Source organism: Flavobacterium sp. NRK F10 (assembly GCF_024054235.1).
Classification (GTDB): Bacteria; Bacteroidota; Bacteroidia; order Flavobacteriales; family Flavobacteriaceae; genus Flavobacterium; species Flavobacterium sediminis.
In genome coordinates, this window is record NZ_JAMXLC010000001.1 from 2,009,397 (window position 1) to 2,036,026 (window position 26,630).

Here is a 26,630-nt window from a genome sequence, read left to right on the forward strand (position 1 = left end):
GTATTTCGGAGTTTATATTGTTTTAAGCAGAGATGGTTTCTACCTCATTGTTGATCTTTTTAACCAGTCCGACCAATACTTTTCCGGGGCCGACTTCGGTAAAGCTTGTTGCGCCGTCAGCGATCATCTGGTTAACGGATTGGGTCCATTTTACGGCTCCGGTTAGCTGAGCGATCAGGTTCTTTTTAATTTCTGCCGGATCACTAACAGCACTTGCCGTTACATTTTGATATACCGGGCATGACGGGATATTGAACGATGTTGCTTCAATAGCAGCCGCTAATTCTTCACGAGCCGGCTCCATCATAGGCGAGTGGAAAGCACCACCAACCGGTAAGATTAAGGCGCGTTTTGCTCCGGCAGCTTTTAATTTTTCGCAAGCTTCTTCTACAGCTTTCAATTCGCCAGAAATAACTAACTGACCCGGACAGTTGTAATTTGCTGCAACGACTACGCCATCAATTTCCGTACAAATATCTTCTACTACTTTATCCTCTAAGTTTAAAACGGCAGCCATTGTTGAAGGAGCTATTTCACAAGCTTTTTGCATGGCCATGGCACGTTGGGAAACTAATTTCAGTCCGTCTTCAAAGCGTAAGGCTCCGTTGGCTACTAAAGCGGAGAATTCACCTAATGAATGTCCGGCAACCATATCCGGTTGAGCATTTAAGGTTTTGAATAAGATGACAGAGTGTAAAAAAACGGCAGGTTGTGTAACCTTCGTTTCTTTTAGTTCTTCGGCAGAGCCTTCAAACATAATATCAGTGATTCTGAAACCCAGAATTTCGTTGGCTTTTTCAAATAATTCTTTTGCTTCGGCAGAGTTCTCATATAGTTCTTTACCCATTCCGGTAAATTGCGCTCCTTGCCCTGGAAATACGTATGCTTTCATATTTTTAATTTATGTTTAGTCTGTTTTTTATATTTAATTTCAAAAACAGGCAAAAATACGTTTTTTTAATGAGAAGCAAATAGTTACTGTTTTAAAAAGCACAAGCACCGCTTAGCAGTGCTTGTATGAATTAAGTAACCAAAAACTAATTATTATGAAAATAAACTTATTGTTTAAGTAATTGTAATTCGATTTCGAATTTGACTTCTTCTCCTACCAGAACACCACCGGTTTCAAGAGCTGCATTCCAGTTTAGTCCGAAATCTTTACGGTTAATTTTTCCATAGACATTTAGTCCTGCTTTTGTATTTCCCCAAGGATCTTTCATCAATCCGCTGAATTCAGCCGGTAGGGTTACGGCTTTAGTAACATCTTTAATAGTCAGGTCTCCGGTTAGTTCGTAATCGTCACCTTTAGAAGCTAAAGAAGTTGCTTTAAAACTTAGTTTCGGGAATTTTTCGCCATCAAAAAAGTCAGCACTTTTTAAGTGATTGTCTCGGTCATCGTTGTTTGTATCAACAGAATTAATGTCTGCCGAAAAAGCAATAGCTGCTTTTGTAAAATCGTCTTCGTCTGTTTCAATTGTAGCATCATAAGTATTGAATTTACCGGAAACATTAGTAAACATCATGTGTTTTACTTTAAAACCTACTTTTGAGTGGGTTGTGTCGATTGTCCAATTTGTCTTAGCCATAGTGTTTGTTTTTAATGATTAATATTATATGATTTATATTCTTTAATACATGGGGACTTCCATTAAAAGGAATTCCGCATTTGAGTCGGCTTTTATCGTTACAGTATCAAAATCCCAGATTCCGTAGCCATCCCTTGTTGTTAATTTCTGTTCTCCGACAGTTATTTCTCCTTTTAATACAAAAACATACAAACCGTTTTTCGCATCATGTACTTTATATTCGGTTGTGGTATCTTTATCAAAATTTCCCATATTGAACCAAGCATTCTGATGGAGCCAAACCCCGGCATCATCAGGATTCGGAGATACGATTTGTTGTAATTTATTATGTCTGTCAGCTACATTTAATGTGATTTGATCGTAACGTGGAGCTACATTTCTTTGGTTTGGAAAAACCCATATTTGAAGGAATTTAACCAAAGCGTCTTTGTTCTTATTGTATTCACTGTGCATTACTCCGGTTCCGGCGCTCATGACTTGTATGTCCCCGTGTTTAATTACCGTGGTATTGCCCATGCTGTCTTTGTGTTCCAGATCTCCTTCAAGCGGAATGGAAATGATCTCCATGTTTTCATGAGGATGTGTTCCGAATCCCATCCCCGGATCTACAGTGTCATCATTAAGAACTCTTAGAACACCAAAGTTGACGCGTTCTGGGTTGTAGTAATTAGCAAAGCTAAACGTGTGAAAGCTTTTAAGCCATCCATGGTTAGCATACCCTCTGCTATCTGCTTTATGTAAAACTGCATTTTTCATGACTTTTGATGTTGTGTTAGGGATATGATTGAAGCCTAAAGGTTTTTCTTGAGCAGTCGATTTTTCTGTTTCCTGACTTTTAAATAAATTACTGAACAGAAGTCCGGAGGCTAAAAATCCTTTTCGTATAAAATCGGCTCGTTTCATATCCTTTGTTTTTACATGACAAAGTTACGATGAGGACAATACTCAATCACTTAACCTAGGTTAAGAAAGCCGACAGGAAAATTGAAAATGATGTTAAAAAATGTTAATGAGAGCTGTTTCTGAGTAGTTTAGCTTTCATTTTGCTGAAGAACTCAGGTGTTACACCAATATAAGAAGCAATGTGTTTTTGCGCAACAGAAGTAATTAAGCTAGGGTATTTTTGACAGAACTTTTCGTAGCGCTCTTCAGCAGTTAGCCCTAAATTATCCATTAAACGCTCTTGGTGGGCTACCAATGAGTTTTCGACTAAGATTCTAAAGAAGCGTTCTAATTTCGGGATCTGATGGAATAGATCTTCCTGATCCTCACGGGAAAGTAAAACCAACTCGGCATCTTCCAGAACTTCAATAAATAAATGGCCGGGTTTTCCGGAGATTAAGCTATACATGTCGCCCATCCACCAATCTTTACAGGCAAAGCTTAAAACGTGTTCCACTATATTGTCGGTTACATTGAAGCTTCTCAAAATACCTTGGTTTACAAAATAAGTATACCGGCTTTTTTCTCCGGCATTTAAAAGCATGGTCTTAGCTTTTGCATGAATGGTTTTTGTTTTAGATAAGAATAGTGCTTTTTCTTCCTCTGTCAAAGTGATATGTTTACTAATATTATCTAAAATTAAACTCATAAAATAAAAAATTGGTTTTGCTAAAGTAAGCATAAGTTTTGGTTAGTTAAAACAGGAATAGCTTTCCGTTTTTTTTCTTTTGAAAAGTATCAATTTAAAAAATGTTAGTATAAGAGTGACTGATGTTCAGTTTAATTGTCTTTTTGTTCATATTGAATATTGAGTAGGAAAAGCGTTTCCCGTTATTGATATTTTTAGTTGCTAAATGAAATGCTATTAACTAAATTTTGAAAAACAATGAGAATAAAATTCTACTTTATTTTTTTTATGACTATGTTAGTCAAGGCTCAGGTTGGAATAAATACAACTGTACCTAAAGCAGCATTAGATATTGTAGCTGTAGATGACGGAATTTTAATTCCGAGAGTAGCATTGGTAAATACGACTACAGCAACGGTAATAACTCCCACCGAATCAGAATTAGTGTATAACACGGCAACAACGGCTGATGTAACTCCCGGATATTATTATTGGGACGGTACAAAATGGATCCGATTCACAACGAGTACAGATGGTGTGAGTTGGCTTGTTAACGGGAATACAGGGATTAATGATGCTAATTTTTTGGGAACGATTAATAACACAGCATTGAATTTTAAAGTGAATGCACAGAAAGCAGGACGGATCGGAATTGCCACTGACGGAAGTACTTTTTTAGGGTATCAGGCAGGTGCTAATGATGATCTGTCAGACAATAAAAATACTTTTTTAGGATATCAGTCCGGTTTTAACAACACAACAGGGATAAGAAATACCGGGGCAGGGTATCAGGCTTTATATAATAATACGACCGGAGTTTATAACACGGCTAAAGGATTTCAGTCATTATATAGTAACACCACAGGATCATGGAATACAGCTTTAGGATATGGAGCTTTGTATTTTAATACCACCGGAGTATATAATACCGCTGGAGGATACCAGTCGTTATATAGTAATAGTACAGGTTCTAATAATACAGCAAATGGTAATGGAGCCTTATTCAGTAATACAACCGGTGGAAGTAATACAGCGGAAGGGAGTTATGCTTTGTATAGTAACAGTACTGGTTCAAATAATACAGCAGCTGGGTATCAGGCTTTGAGAAGCAATTCAACAGGCTCAGAGAATACGGCCGCCGGGACACAAGCATTGAGGGGAAACACTACCGGATCATGGAATACAGCTTCAGGATATGGAGCATTATATAGTAATGATACAGGCTCTTGGAATATGGCTAGCGGAGTACAATCATTATTCAGCAATACTACAGGAGCTAATAATACGGCAAGTGGTTATTGGGCACTTTATAGTAATACGACCGGAGGAAATAATACAGCGACAGGAAGTCAGACATTGAGAAATAATACAACAGGGAATTGGAATACAGCCAATGGTAGTCAAGCTTTATATAATAATAATATAGGATCCGGCAATACAGCGTTAGGCGATTCCGCTATGCGATGGAATACTTCTGGCGGAAGTAATACAGCAGTAGGGAATCAGGCATTATATGCCAATACTATTGGAGGAGGTAATACAGCTAACGGTGTACAGGCTCTTAATAGCAATACTACAGGAGGGAATAATACAGGTGTCGGATATTGGGCATTATATGCTAATACTACAGGAGAATATAATACAGCCGCCGGAACACAATCGCTTAGAAGTAATGTATCAGGCTCCTTTAATGTTGCCGGAGGATATGGAGCATTATATAGAAATGTAGATGGAATGTGGAACACAGCTCAAGGAACACAATCATTGTATAATAATGTTTCGGGAAGATATAATACAGCAATAGGCTATCAGGCATTGTCAAGTGTTACATCAGGGGGTAATAATATTGGTGTGGGCTACGATGCTCAAGTTCCTTCTGCAACAGCAGATAATCAGGTGCAAATTGGGAATACGAATATAACTTATGCAGGGATACAGGTAGGGTGGACAATTACTTCCGATAAAAGATGGAAAGAAAATATTCAACTTTCTGATTTGGGGTTAACTTTCATTAAGGATCTTAAGCCGGTTAAGTATACACGTAAGAATGATCTAAGTCATAAAACGGAGTATGGGTTTATAGCACAAGAGGTGGAAAATAGTTTAATCAATAGTAATGTGCAAAATACAGGGATGATCACTATCGGAGACGATGGTATGTATGGAGTGCGTTACAATGACTTATTATCACCTTTGGTAAAAGCGGTTCAGGAGCAACAAGCAATTATTGAAAAACAGGAGAGTGAGATAGACAATCTGAAACAAATAGTAGAGACTTTGTTAAAAGAAGTAAGCTCTTTGAAGAAAGAAAAATTGTAAGGTTGAGTATTTCAATGAGAAATAGATTCATTTTAAATCCTATTTTGGTTATTTCAGTAATTAAAAAAATATAGAAAATACATTCTTAGATAATTTCGTATACAGTCTTTAAAAAAACAATTATGAAGAAGAAATACTTTTTGTCGCTTTTTTCGGTGAGTTTATTTTTTTCAAATGCTCAGGAGTCAATGGAAAAAAAGCCTAAATTTTTCGGAAAAGAAATAGCAGCCGATAAAATAAGTTCATCCGGATATATAAAATGTATAACAGATGAATATGAACAATATTTACAAGAGAGAAATTCCGGTAGATTAACTAACGATAAGTTTGAAGAATGGTTGGCTCCGCTCATTGAAAGATATAAAAATAGCAGACAGTTACTTAGCCCTACCCAAGTTATTTATATTCCGGTAGTAGTTCATGTTATTCATAACGGAGATCCTTACGGAACGGAAGAGAATATTACAGACGAGCAGGTAGAATCTCAAATTACAGTAATGAATCAGGATTTTAGAAAGATGACAGGTACTCCGGGCTATAATTCAAATCCTGTAGGTGCAGATATAATGGTAGAATTTGTCTTAGCAAAAGTAGATCCGAACGGAAATCCTACAAACGGAATTGATCGCGTTAATATGTGTCAGGAGTCATGGTCTACATCAGCTATTGACGATTACGTTAAGCCAAATACTATCTGGGATCCGAATCTGTATATGAATATGTGGTCTGTTAATTTTTCAAGTGGTAGCCTTTTAGGGTATGCAACTTTTCCTTCGGGGTCAGGACTTGACGGTTTAACTAGTGGATATGGAACAGATACAACTGATGGAGTAGTGTCTGGGTATAGATTTTTCGGCAGCTCTGATCTTACTTCGGGTAATTTCTATCCGCCTTATGATAAAGGAAGAACAATGACTCATGAGGTTGGTCATTTTTTGGGATTACGCCATATTTGGGGCGACGGTAATTGTTCGGTAGATGATTTCTGTTTGGATACTCCGAATGCCGCCGCCGCTAATTACGGTTGCAATACGACCGATTCCTGTCCGGATGGACAAGGAAACGATATGATTGAAAACTATATGGATTATACAGATGATTTATGCATGAACATTTTTACAAATGATCAGAAATTAAGGATCTTGGCAGTCATGGATAATTCGCCCAGAAGAGTTTCTTTAAAAACATCCCCTACCAGTGCTCCGATACCTTTATTCGCTAATGATGCTGAGGTGAAAATTGAAAACTATTGTACCGGAGGGGCTTGTAACCCAACACATAAAATACTCCTTTACAATAGAGGAACTTCTGATCTTACTGCAGCAACCTTAACATATAATGTTGACGGTGGAGGAAATTATAATTACAGTTGGTCAGGTATTATAGAGCCTGATAAATACGAGTTAATAACGATCTATACTACAGAAACGACTGGGGTATTAAATATTTCTCTTGCTTCAGTAAACGGAGGAGTTGATGAGCGTCCTTCAAATAATAACAGTAGTAAGGTATTTGATTTCGGGCAATTACCGACTGATTATCCGTTTGAAAATTTTGTGTTTAATCTGGTAGGAGATCGTTGGGGTAGTGAAACAACATGGGATTTAAAGGATTCAAACGGAGTAGTGCTTTATTCCGGAGGACCTTACACAAACAAGCTACTTAATGGTACTCAAAATCTTGTCACAAACATAGTGTGGAACTTACCGTATGACGGGTGTTATAATTTTACAATTAATGATTCTTATGGAGACGGTATTTGTTGTACAAGTGGTGCAGGTAATTGGAGTATAACAACTGATTCAGGAGCCATTACAGTAGGAAGTGGTGGTAGTTTCAGTTTTGCAGAATACCTATCGTTTAGTACAACTGTTCTAAGCAATGATGCCTTTGAAACAAATGATTTTACACTTTACCCGAATCCGGCTGAAAATATTCTCAATGTTTCAATACCATTAGAAATAACGGATGATCTAACGTATGAGATTTATAATAATTTAGGACAAATTTTGAAAGTTGGCAAAGTGACTCAAAAAGAGTTCATACTTACTATCGGAGATTGGCATGAAGGAGTATATTTTATTAAATTAAGATCAGAAAACTCAAGTTCGACTTTAAGATTTGTCAAAAACTAAATACTTGAATATATGCAAATAGCAACACCGGATTTTTACCGGTGTTGTTTTTTAAATTAAGCTTTAACCGTAACTAAGGAAGCTGCTGCTTTTGCTTTTTCCACGATTTCTTCTACCGGAGTGTCTAAGGTATCGTGTGTTAAAGCAATCCCCATTCTTCTGTAAGGGCGGGTTGTAGGCTTGCCGAAAATTCTGAAATCCGTTTTAGGCAGAGCAGCTATTTTTTCTAAACCTTCATATCGAGGGTTCTCTGAAAAATCAGAAGCAAGAATAACGGCACTGGCTCCGGCTTTTTCTAAGGTGATCTCAGCAATAGGCAAGCTTAAGATTGTTCGCAGATGCAATTCAAATTCACTGAAGTTTTGAGTTCCTGCTAAAGTTACCATTCCGGTATCGTGCGGACGAGGAGATAATTCGGAGAAATAAACACCTTCATCAGTTAAAAAGAATTCCACACCAAAAATACCGGCTCCTCCCAGAGCTTCCGTAACCTTTTTAGCCATATCTTGTGTTTCGGCGATATCCTGATCGGAAACTCTTGCCGGTTGCCAGCTTTCCTGATAATCGCCGCGTTCTTGTCGGTGGCCGATCGGAGCACAAAATAATGTGGGTAATCCATTGTTTTGAGTTACCGTTAATAAGGTAATTTCGGAATGAAAATTAACAAAAGCTTCTACAATTACTTCAACAAGGTCACCTCGAGAACCTTCTACGGCATATTTCCAGGCTTTTTCAATATCAGCTTCCGTTTTGATCGTTGATTGACCTTTTCCTGATGAGCTCATTAATGGTTTTACTACACAAGGAATACCAACTTCAGCAACTGCTTTTTCCAGTTCGTCTTGAGAAGTTGCATACTTATAATTAGCTGTACGAAGTCCTAAATCTTTAGCTGCTAAATCGCGAATTGCTTTACGGTTCATGGTAAAGTTAGCGGCTTTAGCAGAAGGGACTACTGTGATGCCTTGTTTTTCATAATCATAAAAACGCTCGGTGCGGATCGCTTCAATTTCCGGAACTATAAAATCAGGTTGGTGTTTGGCTACTATTCGGTCAAGTTCGGCGCCATCTAACATGTTAATCACTTCAAATTCATGAGCCACTTGCATTGCAGGAGCATTGGAATAACTATCAACTGCAATTACATATTGTCCTAATCGTTGTGCTGCAATTACAAATTCTTTTCCTAATTCGCCGGAACCTAATAAAATTATTTTTTTACGCATGGTTGTTGTGTTGATGGTTATAAAAAAAGCCCCAAGTTCTCTCAGGGCATTTATTTAAAGGTTTTATAGTTAAGCCAAAGCTTCTTTAATTCTTTTTATCGCTTCACGCAATAGTTCTTCGCTGGTAGCATACGATAAACGTATACAGTTCGGATTGCCAAAAGCATCACCCGTTACTGTAGCTACATTGGCTTCAGCCAATAAGAACATGGCAAAGTCATTAGCGTTTTGAATTTCTTTTCCTTTGATAGTTTTTCCGAAATATTCAGAAACGTCAGGGAAGAAATAGAAAGCACCTTCCGGTTGGTTTACCTTAAAGCCGGGGATTTCAGAAAGTAATTGGTAAACAATTTCTTTTCGGTTTTTGAAAGCGTCAACCATATACTGAATCGCTGAAGGTTCAGCAGAAACAGCAGCTATAGTAGCTCTCTGAGCAATAGAGTTGGCACCACTGGTTACTTGTCCTTGAATTTTAGTACATGCTTTAGCGATAAATTCAGGAGCACCTATGTACCCGATTCTCCAGCCTGTCATGGCAAAAGCTTTTGCAACACCGTTTACAGTGATCGTTCTGTCTTCCATTCCGGGAATGGAACCGATACTGCAATATGAATCAGTAGTATAATTGATATGTTCGTAAATCTCGTCAGAAACAACATAGATCTGCGGATGTTTTTTTAATACTTCAACTAAAGCCTCCAGTTCTGCTTTACTGTAAACAGATCCTGACGGGTTGCAGGGCGAACTGAACCACATCATTTTGGTCTTAGGTGTAATGGCGGCTTCAAGTTGTTCGGCTGTCATTTTAAAATTACTGTCAATAGCGGTAGGAACTTCAACGGGAACACCTCCCGAAAGTTTTACGATTTCAAAATAGCTAACCCAGTAAGGAGCCGGCAAGATAACTTCGTCGCCATTGTTCAGCATAACCTGTGCTACATTGTATAAGGATTGTTTAGCACCGGTTGAAACTACAATTTGAGTAGGAGTATAATGTAAATTATTATCGCGTTTGAATTTGTGACAAATAGCCTCTTTCAAATCAACATAACCATCTACCGGAGGATAAGCGCTCCAGTTGTCGTCAATAGCTTTTTTTGCCGCTTCTTTAATAAAATCGGGAGTGTTAAAATCAGGTTCTCCCAAACTTAAACTGATGATGTCTTTTCCTTGAGCTTTTAATTCGCGTGCTAAAGCAGCCATGGCTAAAGTTTGCGAAACAGCCAAATTGTTGATACGATCAGATAATACGTGATTCATATTAGATTTATTATTGTTGTGTTACTTTTACTAGGTAAATTGTGGTTTTCTTCCCAATTCTTTTAAATGTTTAAAATGCGAATAAATAGCCTGACGGGTTGTTTTGAATTCGTAATACGGTAAATTAAACTCGTGAGCCGTTTCTTTTACAATTTTAGATATTTTTTTATAATGAATATGGCTGATATTCGGAAAAATGTGATGCTCAATCTGATGGTTTAAGCCTCCGGTAAAATAATTGACCAACCAGTTTTTAGGCGCAAAATTAGCAGTAGTAAACAATTGGTGCGCTGCCCAAGTGTGCTCCATTTCACCTTCTTCGTTTGGTTCCGGATTAGTAGTGTCTTCCACCACATGTGCTAATTGGAATACAACACTTAAAATTAAACCGGCAGTATAGTGCATTGCAATAAAGCCAATGAGTACTTTCCACCAAACAATTCCCAAGATCATCGGGATAACCAACCAAACGGAAAAGTAAATGGCTTTAGTAATGATTAATGTAGTCCACTGAAAAGCAGGTTTTTTAAATGCACCGTAAGATAATTGACGTTTTAAATAACGTTTCATTTGAAGGAAATCAGTAGTGATAGCCCAGTTGAAAGTTAATAAGCCGTATAAGAAAATAGAGTAATAGTGCTGAAATTTATGGAATTTGTGCCATTTTGCTTTTTCGGTAAAACGAATGATCTTTCCGGCGTCTAAATCCTCATCATGTCCGTGAATATTGGTGTATGTATGGTGTAGTACATTGTGCTGAACTTGCCAGTTATAAACATTTCCAGCCAAAATATAGATACTGCTACCCATTATTTTGTTAACCCAGTTTTTTGTAGAATAAGACCCATGGTTGCCATCGTGCATGACATTCATTCCTACTCCGGCCATTCCGATTCCTATTACAATGCTCAGAAGTAAGTATACCCAAAAAGGCATATCCATTGCAATTAAAAAGAAATAAGGAGCTAAAAATAAGCTAAACATAATAATGGTTTTCAGGTGAAGTCTCCAGTTTCCTGTTTTCTTTAAGTTATTTTCCTTGAAGTATGTGTTTACTCTTTTATTTAACGTTCTGAAAAAAGCAGCGTTATTGGTTTTTGAAAAAATAGGGGTTTTATTTTGCATAATTCATTAATTCATTGATGGTTTCAAAGGTACTAATATTCTTTTGCGAAATGCGACTTAAAAAAAATATTTCTTAACGAAAAGATGTATTTTTGTTGAAAATTTATGAGATGGATAAAATTTTGCAATACTTTCCTGATTTGTCTGAAAAACAGATAGAACAGTTCAAAATGTTACAAAGCTTGTATAACGAGTGGAACGCTAAAATAAATGTAATTTCGCGTAAGGATATTGACGAGTTGTATACCCGTCATGTATTGCATTCTTTAGGTATTGCCAAAGTTATTTCGTTTAAAGACGGAGCAAAGGTCATGGATGTGGGGACCGGAGGTGGGTTTCCGGGAATTCCACTGGCTATTTTGTTTCCGAATGTAGATTTTTATTTGATCGACGTTATCGCTAAAAAGATTAAAGTGGTTACGGAAGTGGCGAATGCCTTAGGTTTGAAAAATGTTAAAGCAGAACAAAAACGTGCCGAATTGGTCAAAGAAGAATTTGATTTTATTGTAAGTCGTGCCGTAACGAATATGCCCGATTTTGTAAAATGGATAAAAGGAAGAGTGGCTAAAGACTCTGTGCATGAAATGAAAAACGGAATTTTATATTTAAAAGGAGGTGATCTGGCTGAAGAATTAGCAGTATATCAGAATGTACAACTTTTTGATCTGGCGGATATTTTTGAGGGTGAATTTTTTGAAACCAAAAAGGTGGTTTACCTGCCTATGAAGTATAATAAGAAAAACTAAAAAGTCCCGCAATTGCGGGACTTTTTATATGTTGAATTATCCTAAGAATGGATATCTGTAATCTTCCGGAACAATAAGTGTTTCTTTAATTGTTCTTGGAGAAACCCAACGCAATAGGTTCAGGATTGAACCGGCTTTGTCGTTAGTTCCTGATGCTCTTGCGCCGCCAAACGGTTGGTTTCCTACAACAGCACCTGTCGGTTTGTCATTAATGTAGAAATTTCCGGCAGCATTTTGTAAAACAAGGGTTGCTTCTTCAATAGCATAACGATCCTGACTGAAAATAGCACCTGTTAAAGCATATTCAGAAGTGGTATCAACCAATTCTAAAGTTTCAGCCCATTTTTCGTCTTCATATACATAAATCGTAACTACAGGTCCGAAAAGTTCCGTTTCCATAGTTTTGTATTTCGGATTAGTTGTTAAGATAACCGTTGGTTCCACAAACCATCCTTTTGATTTGTCATAACCGCCACCTAAAATAATTTCGGCATCGCTATCTTGTTTCGCTTGTTCGATATATGAAACTAATTTGTTGAATGATCCTTCGTGAATAACCGCTGTGAAGAAGTTCGATAAATCTTCAGGCGACCCCATTTTAATGGATTGAACGTCTGTCGTTAATTGTTCTTTTACAGCCGGCCATAAACTTTGTGGGATGTATACTCTTGAAGCAGCACTACATTTTTGTCCTTGGAACTCAAAAGCACCGCGAACAATTCCTGTTACTACTTGTTTTACATTAGCAGACGGGTGAGCTAAGATAAAATCTTTACCACCGGTTTCACCTACAATTCTCGGATATGTTTTATAGTTATGAATGTTGGCGCCAACTTTAGCCCATAAGTCTTTAAATACATGCGTTGATCCTGTAAAGTGAATACCTGCAAAATCCGGACTTGCTAATAGTGTGTCAGTTACCATTACAGGGTCTCCGTAAACTACGTTGATCACACCGTCAGGAACACCGGCTTCTTTGAAAATGTCTACAATAATTTTAGCTGAGAAAATTTGGCTGTCACTAGGTTTCCAAACGACAACATTCCCCATCATGGCAGCACTTGAAGGCAAGTTAGCTGCAATGGCAGTAAAGTTAAACGGCGTAATCGCATAAACAAAACCTTCTAACGGACGGTGTTCTACACGATTCCAAACAGAAGAATCTGAAATAGGTTGTTCTTTATAGATCTGCGTCATGTATTCCACGTTGAAACGCAAGAAATCGGTTAATTCACAAGCAGCATCTATTTCTGCCTGATGAACCGTTTTAGATTGCGCAATCATGGTTGCGGCATTGATTTTAGCACGGTAAGGTCCGGCAACCAATTCAGCAGCTTTTAGGAAAATAGCAGCTCTTGATTCCCAAGAAGTATTTGCCCATTTTTTACGTGCTTCTAAAGCTGTTGCAATAGCTTTTTCTACGTGCTCTTGTTCTGCTAAGTGATACGTGCCTACAACGTGTTGGTGATCGTGTGGTGCTGTTAAGTTTCTTGTGTTTCCGGTTCTTATTTCTTCTTTACCGATATATAACGGAACATCAACAGTTTCATTCCACATTTTTTTATAAGCAGCTAAAACCTGCTCTCTTTCTGGAGTTCCGGGTGCATACGATTTTACAGGTTCGTTTACAGCCTTAGGAACATTGAAAAATCCTTTTGACATGATATTGTTATTTAGGAATTATTAAATTTTTGGTACGCAAATTTACTAAAAAATAAACATCTTTCAGTAATAAAAGTAGTTGACAGATGCGTTAATAAAAACTTAATTCAATGCAAAAGGTGCACTGAATTTAAAAGTAGGAATGTAAACTTTAAAACTTTTAGTAGTAGTAAAGTTGATCATGTTAAAATAGCCTTTCATAGCCCCGATGGGAGAAGAAAGGAGGCAGCCTGAAGTATAGGTGTGTTTTTCGCCGGGTTTCAGAACCGGTTTTTTACCTACAACCCCTTCGCCGTCGACTAATTCTTTGTTGTTCAAAGCGTCTAATATTTCCCAGTGTCTTGAGTTTAACTGAACGGAATCTTTACTTTGATTTTCAATAGTGATCTGGTAACTGAAAGCAAAGTGAATCCTGTAGTTTTTGAAATAAGTACCTTCAAAACTAGTTAATACAGAGATTTTTATGCCTTTTGTAATTTGGGTTACCATCTATTTTAATATTATTCCAAAAATAAACGTAATAAATATTACGAATATGAATGCGATCATGAATAATGGATGTAAAAGTACTAATTTTAAAATTGTTTTCCAACGACTCAATTGATAAAAATTTCTTAAAGAGCGGTATAGATAGTAAGGAAATATTAAAAGAGAACAGACCGATGAGACAAAATTTTGAAAGGGCGGGCTGAAAAGGTTAATTAAATTGAAAAGAATGAAACAAATAAAAATAAAGGTATAGAAAGTGTATACGAATATAAGGTGTTCCGTGTAGTTGATATCTCGGCTGTAAAAAACCAACCAAAAAATGACAGTGATAAAAGGGATTGAAAGAAATATTAGGAACGGAAGTTTTTGGTAGAAATAATCTTTTATCTCTTCTTCAATATCGTTTGTTTTGAAAGTTTTGGCTTTACTGGCTAAAAAATGATTCAGGGTATTATTTTCAAAGCCCAGATCTTGTAACATGAAGCTGATCTCTTTATCGGGGTGTTCAATGTGGTAATTTCTGAATGTAGTTAAGGTGTATTTTAATTTTTTATAACTATTGTCAGAACTTTTATGTAGTGTTTCTTGGCTGTAAATAGAATCAACGCTGAAGTTTTTATAGGTTACTGTTTCTTTTTTGCCGGAAACAGTTGCAGAAGCTATTATACTGTCGTTGTCGTTTTTAAGATCAAGAAAGTCGGAAGATTTAGGCATGGTTCTGTCGTTGCCCTCAATTAAAGAAAAGGTTAAAAAAAGCAAGATCGAGACGCTTAGAAATAATCGGAACGGATTAGCATACGTAAATCGCTGTCCGTTATTATATCGCTTAGCTAAAACTCCCGGTTTAGAAAAGATAGAAATAATGGAATTTCTTAGTTTCGAATCGTAAGCATAAAAGTTAGAAAAGAATTCCTCTATAAAATCGGAGATAGTTATTTTTTTTGTGGAGTTCAACTGGCCGCAATAATGGCAATAACGTTCGCTTATATCTAAAGGAGTATTACAGTTTAAACATTTGTCACTTCTGTATTTAGCGTCTTTTCTTCCCATATATTAGTTTCGGATGTTTTCACTGTTAATCGTAGCAATGCCTATTACACGATCGTACCTGTCGGTATTGTTTCGGTAATACACTAAAATAGTATAGCTGTTTTCAGTTAAGTAAAAATTACCGTCTATTGCATCTGTAAAGTTTATTTTCTTAGCGGCATCTGCTATAACGTACTGATAATTAACATACCCCTGTTTTAAGTAAAGCGCTTTTTCATAGCGGTTCGTTTTAGGGTTAAAATCCATCTTGTTCTCATCATCCAGTTCGTAATTGTTAAACATTCCGTTAATATAAATGGCTTCGTTAGAGAAAAGTTCCGGTTGGTCCAGAGAAAAATAAACCCAAGAATAATCAGACTCAATAGTGTTATCATCAACAGCGGAAGCGTTTTTGATATAGAAGTTTCCGTTAAAATCAGGGAAATAAGTATACACATTGTTTCTTCTCGGAACAGCGGTATATAAGATAGAATTATAAATATTGTCCCCGGAGGTAACCCGTGCCACACTGTTATTTGTTATTCTGATGTTAGAGGTATCAAATGTGTAAAATTCATTTCCTCCCCAGAACTGCGTTTCTTTATTGTATTTGTAAATAAGTTGTGTACCTAAAGTATATTGCGGTTTAATGTTTGAGATCATGGTACTCCAATTCGCATTCTGGAAAATGCAGATCCTGACATTCTGAATAGGATTTTGTAAAATTTGCTCGCCGTAATCAATGGCTATTTCAATGTTTTGTTTACTGTTCATGCCTTCAAAATCGCGTGCACGCCGCACTTCACCGATTACTGAAGTTTTGTCTTCATAGATCACAAATTTTCTCGAAAAAACTAACTCTTCTTCATCGTTGAAAATTTTAAGGATATAATTTCCGGTTTTAGTGATCTGATTGTAACGGTTAGGAAATACCTGAGTATAATGAGAGTAGGATTGTAAAGTGTTGTATGAGTTAAGGTAAGTCATTATTCTCTGGTTGTCCAAGCCTTGTAAGTATTCGGCTTTTACCAAGTTACTTGGCGTCCAGTCGTAATTATATTGTGTAATGGTATAATAGTAATCCGCTTCATTAGCATACAGATCGTCAAATTGTAACTCGAAACTTTCTCCTAATTTAAAAAAAGGAACACTGACAGCATTGTTTTTGACAAAGCAAACGGTTTTAATGTTAAACGGAGGTGCTTTTTCCGTTTCTTTCTGAGCAAAAAGAAAGCCGGATATCAAATAAAAGAATAATAAAAAAGTATTTTTTGAAAACATATTTTAAGCTGTTTTGTTGTAAAAATAATCAAACTATTTTTACTATTACAAATTAAATACCGTAATATTCTTAAGTCTTAATTTAGAATGAGTATAAATAAATAAAAAGCCTTGTCTAATTTTTGGTAGCGAAATGGGTAATTAACTAAATTTGCCTGTTTTATAAAAATATAGTACTAACCATATCTTCAATAAACATGTCAAAAGACATTCGAATTAAAAAAGGTTTAGACCTTAAGTTGAAGGGTGAAGCTGAAAAAAACGTTACAGCAAGTACCCGCTCGAAAGTCTATGCAATCAAACCTTCTGATTTCCATGGTGTAATACCTAAAATGGTGGTAAAAGAAGGAGCTAAGGTGAAAGCAGGTGAAGTTATTTTTTATTCAAAAAGTGACGAAGCTGTAAAATTTGTATCACCGGTTAGCGGAACTATTCAGGAGATTGTTCGAGGCGAAAAAAGAGTAATTTTAGCGATTAAAATTGCTGCCGAATCTCAGGATACTTTTGTTGAGCATAGCAAGAAAAATCCTAAAGATTTAGATGGAAAACAAGTAAAAGAAATGTTGTTAGCTTCTGGTTGCTGGCCATTTATTAAGCAACGTCCGTATGACGTAATTGCTAATTCGGCTGAAACACCAAAAGCTATTTTTGTTTCTGGACTAAATTCTGCTCCGTTAGCCGGAGATTTGAATTTTATGCTTGCCGATAAAAAAGAGATGCTTGCTGCCGGTTTCGCTGCTTTAACCAAATTAACATCAGGGAAAGTTCACTTGACCGTGGCTCCAGATGCTGATTTTATTCCTACTGTGGAAGGTTTAGAAGTTCATAAAGGTTCCGGTAAACATCCTGTAGGATTGGTTTCTACCCAAATTGCCGCTATTGATCCTATTAACAAAGGGGAGCGTGTTTGGGTTGTTCAAATTGAAGATGTAGCTATCATAGGTGAGCTATTCATGACCGGAAAAGCAAACTTTGAAAGAACAGTTGCCTTAACAGGTGCCGGTTTTGAAAATCCTTCTTATGTGAAAGCGTTTGTAGGATCCCAAATTGCCGATGTTGTTGCCGGAAATTTAAAAGAAGGGAACTATCGTGTGATCAGTGGTGATGTGTTAACCGGTGATAAAAAGTCAAAAGAAGACTTTTTAGGATTCTATCATAATCAGGTTACAGCAATTCCGGAAGGAGACGATTACGATTTCTTCGGTTGGAATTTGCCGAGACCAAATAAATTCAGTGTGTACCGTGCAGGGTTGTTTTCGTTCTTAACACCGAATAAGAAATACGACTTAAATACAAACACTAACGGAGAACACAGAGGTTTTGTGTTAACTGGAGAGTATGAAAAAGTTTGTCCTTTAGATATCTATCCAATGCAATTGTTAAAGTCAATCTTGGTAAAAGATATTGATCAAATGGAAGCTTTAGGGATCTACGAAGTAGCCCCTGAAGATTTCGCTTTAACAGAATTTGTAGATGTGTCAAAACAAGATCATCAGCGAATAGTGAGACAAGGATTAGACTTAATGATTAAGGAAGTAGGATAATTTCTAAAGGGATTTAAAAACACAAAACATGAGTTTAAAACAAAATTTACATAATTTAAAGCTCAAGTATCAAGGCACAAAAATGGAACAAACGTTCAATGCTTTGCATACTTTTCTTTATATGCCTAACAATACTACGCATTCAGGTGCGCATGTTAGGGATGCTGCCGATTTGAAGCGTGTGATGAACACGGTTATTATGGCAATGGTTCCGGCATTGATCTTCGGTATGTTTAACGCCGGTTACCAATACAACGGACAAATCAACGGGTTTGAGAATCTGGCTTTTTTAAGTTGGGATAACTTAGTTGTAGGTTTAGAAAAAATACTTCCGTTACTGATCGTCTCTTACGGAGTCGGTTTAGGGATCGAATTTATTTTCGCTACCGTTAAAAAACACGAAGTAGAGGAAGGATACTTAGTAACAGGTATGTTAGTACCATTAATAGTTCCTATAGATTTACCTTTGTGGATGTTAGCGGTTGCAGTTGCATTCGGAGTAATCATTGGTAAAGAATTATTCGGAGGAACCGGTATGAATGTATTGAATCCGGCTTTGACCATTCGTGCTTTCTTATTCTTTAACTGGGCAGCGTTCATGTCCGGAGATAAGATTTGGGTTCACGGAGTTGTGGATGGCATCAAAAAAGCTAATGGTGTAGATGCAATTTCCGGAGAAACAATATTAGGTACTTTGGCAGCAAACAAACACGTAGGTTATTCAGCTTATGAGATGTTCATGGGATTCATTCCGGGTTCTGTGGGAGAAACGTCTACTTTCCTGATCTTAGTGGGGGCAGCTTGGTTGTTGTTCACAGGGATCGGAAGTGCTCGTATTATGATTTCTGCTGTAATCGGAGCATTAGTAATGGGATTGATATTTAACGGAGTGGTTGATAGTGGGGTTATTACTGAAAGCAGTAAATTCTACAGTTTAATGCACTTCCCGTTCTGGAAACATTTATTGATCGGAGGTATAGCTTTCGGTATTGTATTCATGGCAACCGATCCGGTAACGGCTTCACAGACAAATACCGGAAAAATTATTTACGGTTTCCTAATCGGGTTATTCAGTATTTTGATCCGTGTATTCAATCCGGCTTATCCGGAAGGTGTAATGATGGCGATCTTATTGATGAATGTATTTGCACCGACAATTGATCACTATGTGGTTCAGGCTAATGTGAAGAGAAGAATGAAACGTTTAAAACTTAAAACTGCTTAATTTATGTCAACAAAACGTACAGATTCAAACGTATATACTATTGTATTCGCTGTAATACTGGTAGTAGTGGTAGGTTCGTTGTTGGCATTCTTTGCAAACGCAACGAAGGAAATGCGTGATAACAATGATAAGGTTAAAACGCAGATCGATATATTAAGTTCAATGGGAGTGGAAGCAACCAGAACTAATGCAACAGAAATGTTCGGTCAGTACATCAAAAAGCAATATGTGGTTGAAGGAACTACGGCGACTGAAAACGCTGAAGCTTATTTGATAGATGTGAAAAAAGAACAAGATGCGGCTAAAGCCGGAAAAGTACAAAGATTACCTTTGTTTATAGGGGAGAAAGACGGAAAAACAATCTATATCTTTCCGGTAAGAGGTAATGGTTTGTGGGATGCTATCTGGGGCTATGTAGCCTTGAACGATGATCTAAAAAGTATCTACGGAGTATTCTTTGATCACAAAGGAGAAACACCGGGATTAGGAGCAAACATCACTGAAAGTTTCTTCAAAGATGATTTTAAAGGAGAAATGATCTATGATAAAGACGGGAATTACAAATCTGTAACTACTTCTAAGTCAAATGCCGATCCGAATAACGTAGATAAAACAGATAATGAGGTTGATGCTATTTCGGGAGCTACTATTACAAGTAATGGTGTAAGTGCTATGTTGAAAAAAGGCATCAGTTTATACTTGCCTTATTTTGAAACTCTAAAAAAATAAAAACTATGGCAGACAATAAAACAAAAGAAAAAGAGCCATTGTTCTCCAAAAAGAATCTTGGACTTATTAAAGATCCGTTAGCAGACAACAACCCTATTACAGTTCAGGTATTGGGAATTTGTTCTGCACTGGCAATTACAGCAGAATTAAAAGCATCGATTATTATGGCCTTGTCTGTAATCTTCGTAACAGCTATGGGTAATGTTGTAATTTCATTGATGCGTAACATCATCCCGAACTCTATTCGTATCATTACGCAATTAGTGGTAGCTGCAACTTTAGTAATTATTGTTGACTTAACATTAAAAGCGTATGTGCCGGACTTGGCTAAGAAATTATCCGTATTCGTAGGGCTTATTATTACGAACTGTATCATCATGGGGCGTTTCGAAGCTTTCGCTTTAGGTAACACACCTTGGAAATCGTTCTTAGATGGAGTTGGTAACGGATTAGGATATGGAGTTATTTTAGTAATCGTTGGTTTTTTCCGTGAATTGTTAGGTTCAGGGAAATTATTCGGATTTGAAGTATTAGGTAATCCGGTAGATAAAACTGGTTTATACGCATTAGGATACCATAATAACGGTTTCATGTTGTTAGCTCCAATGGCGTTAATTACTCTTGGTTTAATCATCGGTTTCCAACGCTCTAGAAATAAAAGTTTAATCGAAGAAACACACTAAGAAATGGAATTATTACAATTATTTTTAAAGTCAATTTTTATTGATAATATGGTATTCGCTACATTCTTAGGAATGTGTTCTTACCTTGCGGTTTCTAAAAAAGTATCTACAGCTGTAGGTCTTGGTGCTGCGGTAATCTTCGTAATGTTTGTAACGGTACCGGTTAACTACTTGTTAGATCAATATTTACTTCGTCCGGGAGCTTTGGCTTGGTTAGGAGAAGAATATGCAGAATATGATTTAAGTTTTCTTACCTTCATTTTATTCATTGCTACAATTGCAACAATGGTACAGTTAGTGGAAATGATCGTTGAGAAATTTGCTCCGGCATTATATAACTCATTAGGGATCTTTTTACCCTTGATCGCGGTAAACTGTGCGATCTTAGGAGGTTCGTTGTTCATGCAACAAAAAGAATTTGCTAATATTACTGAAGCAACAGTTTATGGAGTAGGTTCAGGTATAGGATGGTTCTTGGCTATTTTAGCAATTGGTGCTATTCGTGAAAAGATCAGATATTCAAACGTTCCGCCGGCTTTCAGAGGTTTAGGTATTACCTTTATTTTAACAGGTTTAATGGCTATCGGATTCATGTCATTCGGTGGTATGTTAACAGGTGGTGATGAAGCTCCTAAAAAAGAAGTGGTAGAAAACATCGCTCCGGCACAAGAAGAAATTCCTGTAGAAGTAGTGCCTGATTCTACTGTTGTGGAAACTGTAAAAGATTCATTAACCGAAATAGCACAAAATTAATTATGATAGCATTAGAAGTAAGCACTACGGGATTAATAACAACAACCGTAATCGCATTTTTAGTTTTATTATTGGTTTTGGTTGCTATTATTTTGTTTGCTAAAGCAAAATTAGTTCCTTCAGGACCGGTAAAAATTACAATCAATAAAGAAAATGAAATTGAAGTAGGTTCAGGATCATCACTATTATCTACTCTAGGTGGTGCTAAGATTTTCCTACCATCAGCATGTGGTGGAGGTGGAACTTGTATCCAATGTAAATGTAAAGTTCTATCCGGAGGAGGAGAAGCACTGCCTACAGAAACGCCGCATTTTAACAGAAGAGAATTAGCAGAAGGTTGGCGTTTAGGATGTCAGGTTAAAGTAAAAGGAGACATGGTTATCGAGGTACCGGAAGAAATTTTCGGGATCAAAAAATTCGAAGCTAAAGTGTACTCTAACTATAACGTAGCATCATTTATTAAAGAATTTGTGGTAGAATTACCCGAAGATATGCACTATGAGCCGGGAGGTTATATTCAGATTGAAATCCCACCATGTGAGATCAATTATAGAGATATAGACATCTCTGCCCATCCTGTTGAGCATCCGGGAGCACCGGATAAATTCCAATTAGAATGGGATAAATTCAACTTGTGGCCTTTAGTCATGAAAAATACGGAAACGGTAGAAAGAGCTTATTCCATGGCTTCTTACCCTGCTGAAGGACGTAAGATCATGTTGAATGTTCGTGTAGCTACTCCGCCATGGGACAGAGCTGCCAATGGTTGGATGAAAGTAAATCCGGGTATTGCATCGTCTTATATTTTCTCAAGAAAACAGGGAGATCCTGTAACCGTATCAGGACCTTATGGTGAATTCTTCATCAACGAGTCTGATGCTGAGATGGTTTACATCGGTGGAGGTGCAGGTATGGCGCCAATGCGTTCGCATTTGTACCACTTGTTCCGTACCGTAAAAACAGGAAGAAAAGTTTCGTATTGGTACGGTGGACGTTCTAAGCGTGAGTTGTTCTATGTAGATCACTTTAGAGCTTTAGAAAAAGACTTCCCTAATTTCCGTTTCTATATCGCTCTTTCTGAGCCGTTAGAAGAAGATAATTGGAAAGTAAAAGAGAATGTTGATGCACCGGGTGACGGTTTCGTAGGATTCATTCACAATGTGGTAATTGACAATCATTTGAAAAACCATGAAGCACCGGAAGATATCGAATTCTATTTCTGTGGACCACCAATGATGAATAATGCAGTTGTAAAAATGTGTGACGATTGGGGAGTACCGAAAGAGAATGTTCGTTTTGACGACTTCGGAGGCTAATCCGATTAAGAATATAAAAACTAAAAAACCGATTCTTTTTGAATCGGTTTTTTGTTTTAAAATAATACAGAGGTTTATAGTGTAGCTTTATGAGCTGTAATCTCAGCGATAAACACATCCACTTCTGCAATCTGTCTGTTTACTCTCTCTAAATCGAGCTCTTTTTCTAAAAGAGCCACTGCACCATAACTTTCTTTGCGATTTTCTAATAGAAATTTTTTGTACTCTAAACGTACTTTTCTTTTTTCTTCCGCCTCTTTAGTTGAGCCTTCAGGTAGTACTGCTAAAACAGTGTCTACTGCTGCAATTTCAGCGATTACCCCTTGTAATACAGCATCTATTTCTACTGCTGTGGAACTGTAATTGGTCACTAAGCGTTCTTCAGACAACTTTTTGAATGTTAAATCCGCTTTCTCTTTGTTTGCCAATGTTAACAACACATCGCAGTCTGCAATTGTTGTTAAGTTTGTTACTGAGTACATAATTTATGAATTTAAAGTTATGTTTGTCAGTAAACAATTTGAATGCCATAAATCGTTAAAAACTAATGTTTTAACGTCTGTTTAACGCCTTGTGTTAAAGATGGATTAAAAAAATAATAATCTTATTTTTTTTACGTTTTATATCTTTTTTTTGAGATATCCTTTCAATATTTTTTCTTCTTGTTGTAGGACTTCTTTTTGTATTTGCAGTTTTAAGATTGTTTTTGCGAGATCAGTTTTAAGTGTTTGAGTTGAATGATCTTCTAAAGATCTGATGAGTTTGGAATCAAAATTTTCGTTCTTAAGAAAATCTATAAGATGAGATTTTGAGATCTTCTTATTGTTTTTAATGATTGCAGCTTTTAATTTCTTTTCGGCTATTAATTGCTTGTATTGATTTGCTTGTATAAGTTCTGTTATCAAATTTTCAGGATCGCTTTCTGATAGTATAGATTCAAGACTAAGATCTGCAATTTTACCGGTTTTGTTTTTTATTGCTTGAAGCATTCCGCTAAGCTTTGTTTTGGCATGAATCGGTAGATTGCGCTTACCTATTTCATATAAAGAAAGCTGACTGCGGCTTACTTGAAGCAACCCCGCCAATTCTTCTTGTGTAATACCTAATGTTTTGCTGATAGATTCCTTTTTCATTTTTTTGTAGCAAAATAAAAAATATTTTTATTTTGCTACGCTTTATGTAGCAATTTTTTTATTTTGAATCAAATGCTACATTTTTTGTAGCATTTTGTTTTATGTTTTTTATTTTGCTGCACCATTTTATTTAGATTATAATTGAGAACAAAATTATATATATTAAAAATATTATTTTTTATGATTACATTATAAAGTCAAGCTTAAAAAGAAGGAATTAGATTAATATAATGTTTTTTATTTTGAAAGTTTTTTTAAAAAATTATCTTAAATTAAAAAAAATATTATTTTTGTGCGTTATTTTTAGTAAGGTAAATATTAGTATAATACAGATAGACTACATTATTTAGTACTATGGTAAAATAATCGAATCTTAAATATTATATCATTTAAGGTTGTTATAGAGTTTTTATAAAATAATCGCTGCCCTTTTTAATTAATAGTTTTAAATTTTTATGCATGAGAAGTTTTTTATTTTTTTTAGTGTTCTTTATAGGGAGTAATATAAATGCACAGGATAGAATTAAATTTGATTATGATTCAGCAGGTAATCAGAAAAAGCGAACAATTTGTCTAAATTGCTCTGCTCGAAATAATGATCAGTTTAAAGACGTCAGCGAATTAAAAGATGAAGATTTTCTAAGTCTTTCGGATGAAAAAATGATATCATATTATCCAAATCCGGTAAAGGAAGAATTATATTTAAAGTGGAAATTAACAAATGATAAAAAAGTATCTAAAATAGAATTGTATACTTTTTCGGGTCAGTTAATCAATTCTTATAAAGGTTTAGAAGCTGTCAGTTCAAAAGAAATTTATTTTTCAAATCTAGCGGTAGGTTCCTATTTAATAAATATGACCTATACAGATGGTGAACAAAAATCAATTACAATCATTAAGAAGTAAATATGAAGTTTATATATAGTATTATATTGTTGTTTTTAACATTATTATCTTTTTCTCAAGTTAAAAATAATACACAAGTTCAACAAGAACTAATTTCAAAATTACCTGGCGACCCAACAGATCCTAACTGATCCACTCGATCCAACAGGACTTGATCCGGTTGATCCGACGACCCCTACAACATTGACTCCCACTCTTGGAAGTGGTGAAGTAGGCAGTACAAGAGGGGAGTTATCGGTTTCAAAAACAGGAGGTGCATTGTATACAATTCCGATCGATTTACCTCCAGGAGTTAATAATGTTGCACCTAATATTAGTCTGAATTATAGCAGCCATTCAGGAGATGGTATAGCTGGTTGGGGATGGAATATAGGTGGAATATCAAAAATATCAAGAATTCAGTCTACAATACATCATGACGGAGAAGTAGATGAAATAGATTTTGATTCTTTAGACAGATTTGCGCTTGACGGACAAAGATTAGTCCTGACATCGGGAATATATGGAGAAGTAGGGTCAACCTATGAAACAGAGAATTTTTCTAACAATAAAATAACGTTAACATCTGCTTATGGAGTGTCATGTTTCAAAATAGAGTACCCCAACGGAAATATTGCTTATTATGGAATTCCAGGACCAAACAATTATCCGTCAATTGATTATGTAATTACAAAATGGGAGAACCCTCAAGGGTTAACAATAAATTACGAATATGATTTATCTTATTTGCAGGGGTTGTCCTTTAGAATTAAAGCTATTAATTATGGTTCTACTTTAACAGGATTTATTAATAAAATAGAATTTATTTACGGAGATAAAAATAAGCAAGAGGTTTATTATGTTGGAGGATATTCTTTCTGGAACCCAAAAATACTAACTGCTATAAAAATAATAGGGAATGGTGTTCCTTATAAGAACTATTATTTAACACACGATTTAACATCAACAGGTTTTGAACGCTTAAAAAGCATTCAAGAAAAAACAGGGGATAATAGTAAAAGTTTAAATCCGATAAGTTTTCTTTATAAGAATAATCAATCAAATTTTAATCAACAAATAAGTTATAGTCATAAAGGAGAAAAATTCAATCAAAGTGCATACTTCCCAAGTGATATGGTTCAAGGCGATTTTCTCGGTAAAGGTGAGATTGAAATAAAGCATGAAATATATGATAAATTATATATAGTAAATGATGATTATTCAACAAGTGCATTTTGGTATGCTAAAGGTTACTCAAGTGTGGATTATTTAGATGAAAACTTTAATTTGTCTAACAAACAAGGAACTATTAGTATTCAAAATGATATTATAAATGGTTCTAAAAAAGTAATTGTTTACAGTTATGATGAATCTATACATGAGAGTGTTGTTGAATATGAAAGACCATTTAACACAATAAGTGAAATTAATGAAATTGGAACAACAATATGTTCAAATGATTATAAACAAAATTTAAGATTTGTTGGAGATTTTAATGGAGATAAGTTGTCAGATTTTGTATCGATAAAAATAACAAATGGGATAGCTGAAACTCAATTTGTAAATTTAGATAGAAGATTGAATGATGGTTATGAATTTTTATCAGGTCAAATAAATATTGGTAGTATTTTAAACTGTTCTGATAGTGGAGATATGCAAGGATATTCAATTTTTCAAAAGGGCGATTTTAATGGAGATGGCAAGACTGATTTGTTTGTTTTTAGAAGTTCTCCATATAACAAAATAGAGGTTTATACTCTAAATAATAATAATACTTTTGTGCAAATTCTCTCTTATCAATACGACTTAAATGTTAATTTGTTTAAACAAGGAAAATACCCAATAATTATTGGTGATTATAATGGAGATGGAAAGACAGATGTCTTTTTTGCATGGCAAAAAAAAATATTATATAGCAATGGTGTTATTTTTTT

Annotated in this window: 24 protein-coding genes; 11 read left to right on the top strand and 13 right to left on the bottom strand. The window is 35.8% G+C overall.

Translation table 11 applies throughout. The features are described 5' to 3' along the window. Positions 1-22 precede the first annotated feature (22 nt). The 4 genes from fabD to NHF50_RS09185 all read right to left on the bottom strand — a co-directional run bounded on the left by fabD (position 23) and on the right by NHF50_RS09185 (position 3,177). Positions 23-892 (bottom strand): ACP S-malonyltransferase, encoded by an 870-nt coding sequence (gene fabD / locus NHF50_RS09170; RefSeq protein WP_252775969.1) that lies wholly within the window; start codon positions 890-892, stop codon positions 23-25. 166 nt (positions 893-1,058) lie between these two features. Beyond that, positions 1,059-1,586, bottom strand: coding sequence for a YceI family protein (locus tag NHF50_RS09175; RefSeq protein ID WP_109569398.1), 528 nt, complete (start codon positions 1,584-1,586; stop codon positions 1,059-1,061). 42 nt (positions 1,587-1,628) lie between these two features. Next, positions 1,629-2,342 (bottom strand): pirin family protein, encoded by a 714-nt coding sequence (locus tag NHF50_RS09180; protein ID WP_252777325.1) that lies wholly within the window; start codon positions 2,340-2,342, stop codon positions 1,629-1,631. 250 nt (positions 2,343-2,592) lie between these two features. After that, positions 2,593-3,177, bottom strand: coding sequence for a Crp/Fnr family transcriptional regulator (locus tag NHF50_RS09185; RefSeq protein ID WP_109569399.1), 585 nt, complete (start codon positions 3,175-3,177; stop codon positions 2,593-2,595). A gap of 237 nt (positions 3,178-3,414) precedes the next feature. On the opposite strand from NHF50_RS09185, the gene NHF50_RS09190 reads away from it, so the two are divergent. Together NHF50_RS09190 and NHF50_RS09195 are read left to right on the top strand one after the other, a co-directional pair. Then, the gene (locus NHF50_RS09190) at positions 3,415-5,475 is read left to right on the top strand and encodes a tail fiber domain-containing protein (protein WP_252775971.1); all 2,061 of its coding nucleotides are present in this window, start codon (positions 3,415-3,417) and stop codon (positions 5,473-5,475) included. Between the two features lie 122 nt (positions 5,476-5,597). Then, positions 5,598-7,610 carry a M43 family zinc metalloprotease gene (locus NHF50_RS09195; protein ID WP_252775972.1) on the top strand — a complete coding sequence of 671 codons (2,013 nt, stop codon included), beginning with the start codon at positions 5,598-5,600 and terminating at the stop codon, positions 7,608-7,610. Between the two features lie 56 nt (positions 7,611-7,666). Here the strand turns inward: NHF50_RS09195 and purT are convergent, their stop codons facing one another. The 3 genes from purT to NHF50_RS09210 form a co-directional block, all read right to left on the bottom strand. Beyond that, complete coding sequence (purT, locus tag NHF50_RS09200; protein ID WP_252775974.1) at positions 7,667-8,836, bottom strand: formate-dependent phosphoribosylglycinamide formyltransferase; 1,170 nt, start codon at positions 8,834-8,836, stop codon at positions 7,667-7,669. Between the two features lie 69 nt (positions 8,837-8,905). Further along, positions 8,906-10,096: a pyridoxal phosphate-dependent aminotransferase gene (locus NHF50_RS09205; protein WP_109569405.1), complete on the bottom strand. Its 1,191-nt coding sequence runs from the start codon at positions 10,094-10,096 to the stop codon at positions 8,906-8,908. A 30-nt stretch (positions 10,097-10,126) separates the two neighbouring features. After that, positions 10,127-11,221: an acyl-CoA desaturase gene (locus tag NHF50_RS09210; RefSeq protein ID WP_109569406.1), complete on the bottom strand. Its 1,095-nt coding sequence runs from the start codon at positions 11,219-11,221 to the stop codon at positions 10,127-10,129. A 110-nt stretch (positions 11,222-11,331) separates the two neighbouring features. Here NHF50_RS09210 and rsmG point away from each other — a divergent pair, with 110 nt between their 5' ends. After that, the gene (gene rsmG / locus NHF50_RS09215; RefSeq protein WP_109569407.1) at positions 11,332-11,967 is read left to right on the top strand and encodes a 16S rRNA (guanine(527)-N(7))-methyltransferase RsmG; all 636 of its coding nucleotides are present in this window, start codon (positions 11,332-11,334) and stop codon (positions 11,965-11,967) included. A gap of 36 nt (positions 11,968-12,003) precedes the next feature. Here the strand turns inward: rsmG and pruA are convergent, their stop codons facing one another. The 4 genes from pruA to NHF50_RS09235 form a co-directional block, all read right to left on the bottom strand. Beyond that, positions 12,004-13,629 (bottom strand): L-glutamate gamma-semialdehyde dehydrogenase, encoded by a 1,626-nt coding sequence (gene pruA / locus NHF50_RS09220; RefSeq protein WP_252775975.1) that lies wholly within the window; start codon positions 13,627-13,629, stop codon positions 12,004-12,006. Positions 13,630-13,731: 102 nt separating this feature from the next. Next, positions 13,732-14,118 (bottom strand): Co2+/Mg2+ efflux protein ApaG, encoded by a 387-nt coding sequence (gene apaG / locus NHF50_RS09225; RefSeq protein WP_109569408.1) that lies wholly within the window; start codon positions 14,116-14,118, stop codon positions 13,732-13,734. Next, positions 14,119-15,168 (bottom strand): DUF3667 domain-containing protein, encoded by a 1,050-nt coding sequence (locus NHF50_RS09230; protein ID WP_252775977.1) that lies wholly within the window; start codon positions 15,166-15,168, stop codon positions 14,119-14,121. A 3-nt stretch (positions 15,169-15,171) separates the two neighbouring features. Beyond that, entirely contained in the window at positions 15,172-16,428 is a 1,257-nt protein-coding gene (locus NHF50_RS09235) for a DUF5103 domain-containing protein (protein WP_252775979.1), read from the bottom strand. Between the two features lie 197 nt (positions 16,429-16,625). Between NHF50_RS09235 and NHF50_RS09240 the strand changes: the two genes are divergently transcribed. From NHF50_RS09240 to nqrF, 6 genes are read left to right on the top strand one after another with little or no spacing between them, the layout of a single operon-like run. Continuing rightward, the gene (locus NHF50_RS09240) at positions 16,626-17,972 is read left to right on the top strand and encodes a Na(+)-translocating NADH-quinone reductase subunit A (protein WP_252775981.1); all 1,347 of its coding nucleotides are present in this window, start codon (positions 16,626-16,628) and stop codon (positions 17,970-17,972) included. Positions 17,973-18,000: 28 nt separating this feature from the next. Next, on the top strand, positions 18,001-19,197 hold the full coding sequence (locus NHF50_RS09245) for an NADH:ubiquinone reductase (Na(+)-transporting) subunit B (protein ID WP_252775983.1): 1,197 nt from the start codon (positions 18,001-18,003) through the stop codon (positions 19,195-19,197). A 3-nt stretch (positions 19,198-19,200) separates the two neighbouring features. Next, entirely contained in the window at positions 19,201-19,926 is a 726-nt protein-coding gene (nqrC, locus tag NHF50_RS09250) for an NADH:ubiquinone reductase (Na(+)-transporting) subunit C (RefSeq protein ID WP_109569413.1), read from the top strand. A 5-nt stretch (positions 19,927-19,931) separates the two neighbouring features. Continuing rightward, on the top strand, positions 19,932-20,609 hold the full coding sequence (locus tag NHF50_RS09255; RefSeq protein ID WP_252775985.1) for an NADH:ubiquinone reductase (Na(+)-transporting) subunit D: 678 nt from the start codon (positions 19,932-19,934) through the stop codon (positions 20,607-20,609). 3 nt (positions 20,610-20,612) lie between these two features. Beyond that, the gene (gene nqrE, locus NHF50_RS09260) at positions 20,613-21,362 is read left to right on the top strand and encodes an NADH:ubiquinone reductase (Na(+)-transporting) subunit E (protein WP_109569415.1); all 750 of its coding nucleotides are present in this window, start codon (positions 20,613-20,615) and stop codon (positions 21,360-21,362) included. A 2-nt stretch (positions 21,363-21,364) separates the two neighbouring features. Continuing rightward, positions 21,365-22,678: an NADH:ubiquinone reductase (Na(+)-transporting) subunit F gene (gene nqrF / locus NHF50_RS09265; RefSeq protein ID WP_252775988.1), complete on the top strand. Its 1,314-nt coding sequence runs from the start codon at positions 21,365-21,367 to the stop codon at positions 22,676-22,678. A 74-nt stretch (positions 22,679-22,752) separates the two neighbouring features. Here nqrF and NHF50_RS09270 read toward each other — a convergent pair whose 3' ends face one another. After that, positions 22,753-23,160: a hypothetical protein gene (locus NHF50_RS09270; protein ID WP_252775990.1), complete on the bottom strand. Its 408-nt coding sequence runs from the start codon at positions 23,158-23,160 to the stop codon at positions 22,753-22,755. A 138-nt stretch (positions 23,161-23,298) separates the two neighbouring features. Next, positions 23,299-23,811, bottom strand: coding sequence for a helix-turn-helix domain-containing protein (locus tag NHF50_RS09275; protein ID WP_252775992.1), 513 nt, complete (start codon positions 23,809-23,811; stop codon positions 23,299-23,301). A gap of 459 nt (positions 23,812-24,270) precedes the next feature. Here NHF50_RS09275 and NHF50_RS09280 point away from each other — a divergent pair, with 459 nt between their 5' ends. Both NHF50_RS09280 and NHF50_RS09285 read left to right on the top strand, forming a co-directional pair. Next, positions 24,271-24,717 (top strand): T9SS type A sorting domain-containing protein, encoded by a 447-nt coding sequence (locus NHF50_RS09280; RefSeq protein ID WP_252775994.1) that lies wholly within the window; start codon positions 24,271-24,273, stop codon positions 24,715-24,717. A 183-nt stretch (positions 24,718-24,900) separates the two neighbouring features. Beyond that, a partial coding sequence (locus NHF50_RS09285; protein WP_252775996.1) for a VCBS repeat-containing protein occupies positions 24,901-26,630 on the top strand: 1,730 nt, incomplete at its 3' end.